The sequence below is a fragment of the Paracoccus sp. SY genome, from assembly GCF_002901215.1.
Lineage (GTDB): Bacteria > Pseudomonadota > Alphaproteobacteria > Rhodobacterales > Rhodobacteraceae > Paracoccus > Paracoccus acridae.
This window is the reverse complement of the sequence record NZ_NWMQ01000146.1, coordinates 1-1195: the sequence shown is the minus strand read 5'-3', so window position 1 is coordinate 1195 and position 1195 is coordinate 1. Positions and strand designations below refer to the sequence as shown.

General features: G+C 64.6%; 2 protein-coding genes and 1 pseudogene. All 3 read left to right on the top strand.

The genetic code is table 11. From position 1 onward, the window contains the following. Nucleotides 1-283 (top strand): annotated as a pseudogene (locus CK944_RS23515) (anti-sigma factor); the annotation flags it as partial. Nucleotides 284-305: 22 nt separating this feature from the next. After that, nucleotides 306-1022 carry a Bax inhibitor-1/YccA family protein gene (locus tag CK944_RS22200; RefSeq protein ID WP_103175190.1) on the top strand — a complete coding sequence of 239 codons (717 nt, stop codon included), beginning with the start codon at nucleotides 306-308 and terminating at the stop codon, nucleotides 1020-1022. A 27-nt stretch (nucleotides 1023-1049) separates the two neighbouring features. Beyond that, a partial coding sequence (locus CK944_RS22195) for a DUF2076 family protein (protein ID WP_146038772.1) occupies nucleotides 1050-1195 on the top strand: 146 nt, incomplete at its 3' end.

Sequence of the window (1195 nt, the reverse complement as noted above, 5' to 3'; positions counted from 1 at the left end):
GGGCTTCGATCCAGGCTGGACGGTGCGCGACGCCCAGGTCTTTCCCTCGCCCCAGGGGCCGGGGGTCGAGATCCTGTTCGAGGCGCCGGATCTGGGCCAGGTCAGCCATTTCGCGGTGCGCGCCGGCAGTTTCGACGTGACCTTGCCGCGGCTGATCGAGACTCCCGACGAGGGCATTGCCTGGTTCCAGATCGGCGAAACCGCCCATGTGCTGATCGCCGGGGCGGACCGGGCGGATGCGCTTCTGGACGCCTCGCAGGAGCTGTCCGACACGCTTTACTGACACCAATCCATCGGAGAACGCCATGCAACCCATCCATCAGGCTGGCCGCAGCGCCGGCTTTGCCCCCGCCGCCGCATTCGACGCGGGCCTGCGCGCGCATATGCTGCGCATCTACAACTACATGGGCCTGGGCCTGCTGGTCACGGGCCTGGTCGCGGTGCTGGTCGCTTCGGTCCCGGCGATCTATGTGCCGATCTTCAGCACGCCGCTGAAATGGCTGGTGATGCTGGCGCCGCTGGCCTTCGTGATGTTCCTGTCCTTCCGCATCGAGACCGTTTCGGGCGCGACCGCGCAGGCGCTGTTCTGGGCCTTCTGCGCGGTGATGGGGCTGTCGCTGGCCTCGATCTTCCTGGTCTTCACCGGCGCCTCCATCGCGCGGGCCTTCTTCGGCGCCGCCGCCATGTTCGCCGGGATGAGCCTTTACGGCTATACCACGAAGCGCGACCTGTCGAAGTTCGGCAGCTTCCTGATCATGGGCCTGATCGGCGTCATCATCGCCAGCATCATCAACATCTTCCTGGGATCGTCGGCCCTGCAATTCGCCATCTCGATCATCGGCATCCTGGTCTTCGTGGGCCTGACCGCCTGGGACACGCAGTCGATCAAGGGCGCCTATGGCGAACATCACAATGCCGAAACGCAGCAGAAGCTGGCGGTGATGGGGGCGCTGTCGCTGTATCTGAACTTCATCAACATCTTCCAACTGCTGCTGAGCCTGACCGGCCAGCAGGACGAATGACGCAAGAAACAAAGGAGAGAAGACGTCATGGATCACAACGACAGGCAAGCCATCGAAGGGCTGTTTCACAAACTGGGCCAGGCCGCCCGGTCCCAGCCCCACCGCGACCCCGAGGCCGAGGCGCTGATCGGCGACCTGATCGCACGCAATCCCGGCGCGGCCTATTACCTGGC